The sequence below is a fragment of the Candidatus Arsenophonus triatominarum genome, assembly GCF_001640365.1.
In the GTDB taxonomy this organism is placed as follows: domain Bacteria; phylum Pseudomonadota; class Gammaproteobacteria; order Enterobacterales; family Enterobacteriaceae; genus Arsenophonus; species Arsenophonus triatominarum.
In genome coordinates this window covers 1-3553 of record NZ_LWMI01000029.1, presented here as the reverse complement: position 1 = coordinate 3553, position 3553 = coordinate 1, and the positions used below count along the sequence as shown (strand labels likewise).

Sequence of the window (3553 nt, the reverse complement as noted above, 5' to 3'; positions counted from 1 at the left end):
TCAATTCACAAAATCAAATCCTTTCTTTTATTAATCATAATAAACAATTCATAATATAATCAATGTCTTATTAAGGTGATCATTATTCCTGTTTTGTGTGTTGTTGGATTACACAGAGGGAGCGAGCCTGACGCGCCAGAAATATCTGGCAATCAAATTAGTTTCAGGATGTGTGAATGCGGCTCTGCGCTCGCGGGACAGTCAACATTCTATAAATTATCTTTCAAATAGCTAAATATAGTTTGATTGCGTTTACCCGACCGTGATGACTGTAATCGGACACCAAGAGGCACTTGGCACACATCCTAACTTTTCAGCAAATGTTAACAAGGAGTACACATAATGAGATTGGACAATCCACGCATTGTAACAGCAAAGCATCCCAATATGGGTAATCTGGTTGGGATTACTAATGGTAGTCGTCATTTGAGCGATGCAAAATACTTAAGCAGCATTGATATATGGAATGACGACGACATGGAAACAAAAACTTTCAAAGAAATTATACAGTGCTTAACAAAAGAAAATAAGCGTCTTAAAAAAGAGAATTTAAGACTGATGAAGATATATCGTGAAATTGGCGGGCTGTGCAGGACTTGAACCTGCAACCGAGGAATTAGAAGAATTTGAGTATTGCAGTTGCAGCACTAATAGTCACAACGATTACACCACCAAGTTTTAAAAGTAGTCCAGTAGCAATAGTTTCAACGTCTTTACGAATCAACGCTATCTGACCATCAGTTTTCTCGAAACGCACCGCCATATCTTTACGAACATCAGAGATTTGAGCATCTACTTTTTCAAAACGTAAATTCATCTCAGCCGATAAGTCTTTACGAACATCAGCAATATTGCGATTTACCTCAACAATATCAGCTTTAGTCGCTACATCCGCAACTTCATGAGATCTACGTACAACAAGTGAAATAGCCTTAGCTTGCTGACTAGTAAGCCCAGCCGTTTGAAGCTCTTCTGATGCTGTAGTGTATCAAATGCAACTGACCCATAGGAAATCCTCCTTTTGGTAAGTATAACGGGTTTAGGCTGCAATCTGCAAAATTTTTCGCGTTAATACCTTTATTTGTTTAATTACGGAGAAATATTTTTATGTCAAAATTAGTTGTTATTGAAAATACCGTTGTCCGTCAAGATGCTTTCGGGCGTTATTGTCTGAATGATTTACATCGTGCTGCAGTTGCGCAAGGTAAAGCTACAGAGTCGCAACGGCCATCTGCTTTTATTAAAAGTAAAGGTATTTCTAAAGTAATAAAAATCTTAGGTAAAAATTCAGTACAAATAATGCATGGTGGTATTGAATCAGGAATTTGGGCTGTAGAAACATTAGCTATCCGTTACGCTACGTGGCTCAAAAAAGAAACAATTATAGAAAAAAATAGAGCAACAACCGCTTGTAATTATAACGTAATAACTCATCAACAAGAGTTTACCGATAAGATTAATGCGGGACTTATATTACTGGATTTTGCAAAAACAGAGCTGAAGCTCAAGCCTTCTGAAATAATTAACGCGACAAATAAATTGGGTCAGTACATAGGCATAGAAATATTCTACGATAACCAATTCCCACGATTGCTAAGCGTGATGGTGAACGGGATTACAGCAGCATAGTAAAACATTGACATTTTAATACCCATTGACGAAAGAAGAAATCATGCGCTATATTCTATATCAGGTGCTGAACACACCACTAACAGCGGATACCGCTCCCGAAAGTAATGCGGTTTTTTTACGTCCATAGATTGTTATGGTCGGGTAGCGAGCAAAAGATACAACACCTTTTAGAAGGGAAAATTGCTGGCCGTCTGTTAGCGGTGTTCAAGTACCCGACCGCCCATCCGAACAATGGGTTATTTGAACAATCTAACAGGATGTAAATTATGAACTATCAAATTACTGCAGATAATCTTACTGTTATTACTCACAATGACCTCCCTGTAATCACTACCGAACTACTCGCTCAGCTTTACAGAACAGAGGTCAAACATATCCAAAATAACTATCTTCGAAATGCTGATAGATTTATTGTTGGTAAACATTTATTTAAACTTGAAAACTACGAGTTAAAAAATTTCAAGAACAGACCCTCTTTAAGAGGGTTAGTTGCTAAAAATACCCGTAGCCTCATCCTTTGGACAGAACGTGGGCGGCAAGACATGCTAAAATGCTTGAAACCGATAAAGCATGGGATGTATTCGAGCAACTAGAAGACTGTTACTTTAATTCAGCAAAAGTTAATAACCCGCAACCAAGACCCGAAGCCCCCGAACTCTTAAATGATAACGATACTCGTAATCTAGCTCATCTTGTTTGGAGCATGGCTAATGGATTTAGGTTTGAAAAAGCATGGACACAAGGTATCTGGTATGCGCTACGTCATGCGACAGGAATCGCATCGCCTCAGCACTTCGAGGTTAATCAAATCGCAATAATTGCAAAGAATGCCGCCGGATTTACGGCATGACTAACACGCTCAAATCAGCTATTTTTGATGCTGAAAAACAAGTTATCCGTCGTTTACTTCGTCATAAAGACGATGTCGAGACCGTACTTCGTGAAATGCAGCAACTGTTAGAATCCAGCACTCACGCACACGATAGCGTCATGACTCAATCCCTTGAAAGATGGCAACAGGCGAACGTCAATCGCTTCCTCCAACGTAACTAAATAATCCTAACGCCCCTTTTTACAGGGGTAATCATTCATCAATTTAACTATTGAGAGATACCTTTATGTCAAATTTAATAAACATCGAAACAAAAAACATCAACGGGGCATTAATCCAAACTGTCAATGCACGTGATCTACATGCGTTTTTGGAAATCGGTAAAGATTTTACCACATGGATAAAAGACAGAATTAAGCAATATGGATTTGCTGAAAATATCGACTTTATAGTTTTCACCAAATTCTGGGGAAAACCCCTTCGGAGGCCGTCCGGCAAAGGAATACCACATTGCCCTCGATATGGCGAAAGAACTATCCATGGTTGAACGCAACGAAAAAGGGAAACAGGCCAGACAGTACTTCATTGAATGCGAAAGACGAATTTTACAATCACAATTACCCAATAACCCAACAACTTTAGGCTTACCTAATTTCCTTGACCCTGCTGAATCTGCAATTGCATGGGCTGAGCAGCATAAAAAAGTTCAACTGTTAGGGGTACAGGTTCAACAGCTTGAAACCGAAATCGATAGCCTAAAAAACCTGTTTCAGATTGGTATGACACCTGTTCAATTCTGCAAGCAGCTTAATGGCGTAAATATTAACCAGGTCAACCTTTTTCTGGAATCGCGTCATTTTCTCTACGATGCAGAAAAGGATATCAGCAAGGCTTATGTCTGGCGTGTTCATTCTTATGCGAGAGATACCTATCTAACCGAATCACCCTTCATCATGACAAACGATTACGGGAAACACCAGTGTTATAAAATCGTTCTGCTAAAAAAGGGGGCTTCATGGCTATATAACCAATACCTCAAAAGTAAGCTACCGATGAAGAAAGACTGGAACGGCGAATTCACTCACGACA

Annotated in this window: 5 protein-coding genes and 2 pseudogenes; 6 read left to right on the top strand and 1 reads right to left on the bottom strand. The window is 39.2% G+C overall.

Annotated elements, in window-relative coordinates; genetic code table 11:
- Positions 1 to 342 precede the first annotated feature (342 nt).
- Entirely contained in the window at positions 343 to 600 is a 258-nt protein-coding gene (locus AYJ55_RS19820) for a hypothetical protein (RefSeq protein WP_063656976.1), read from the top strand.
- 16 nt (positions 601 to 616) lie between these two features.
- On the opposite strand, the gene AYJ55_RS36425 is transcribed toward AYJ55_RS19820, so the two are convergent.
- On the bottom strand, positions 617 to 817 hold the full coding sequence (locus tag AYJ55_RS36425; protein ID WP_425393833.1) for a hypothetical protein: 201 nt from the start codon (positions 815 to 817) through the stop codon (positions 617 to 619).
- Between the two features lie 290 nt (positions 818 to 1107).
- Here AYJ55_RS36425 and AYJ55_RS19810 point away from each other — a divergent pair, with 290 nt between their 5' ends.
- From AYJ55_RS19810 to AYJ55_RS31145, 5 genes and pseudogenes are all read left to right on the top strand, one after another.
- Positions 1108 to 1629 carry a KilA-N domain-containing protein gene (locus tag AYJ55_RS19810; protein WP_063657695.1) on the top strand — a complete coding sequence of 174 codons (522 nt, stop codon included), beginning with the start codon at positions 1108 to 1110 and terminating at the stop codon, positions 1627 to 1629.
- Positions 1630 to 1898: 269 nt separating this feature from the next.
- Positions 1899 to 2278: pseudogene (locus AYJ55_RS27140) on the top strand (ORF6N domain-containing protein); the annotation flags it as partial.
- Positions 2279 to 2478: 200 nt separating this feature from the next.
- A complete protein-coding gene (locus AYJ55_RS19800; protein ID WP_063656507.1) occupies positions 2479 to 2685 on the top strand; it encodes a hypothetical protein in 207 nt (68 codons plus the stop codon).
- A gap of 65 nt (positions 2686 to 2750) precedes the next feature.
- Positions 2751 to 3011: an antA/AntB antirepressor family protein gene (locus tag AYJ55_RS33780; RefSeq protein WP_281181202.1), complete on the top strand. Its 261-nt coding sequence runs from the start codon at positions 2751 to 2753 to the stop codon at positions 3009 to 3011.
- A pseudogene (locus AYJ55_RS31145) lies at positions 2974 to 3553 on the top strand (hypothetical protein); the annotation flags it as partial. The gene AYJ55_RS33780 and the pseudogene AYJ55_RS31145, both read left to right, overlap by 38 nt.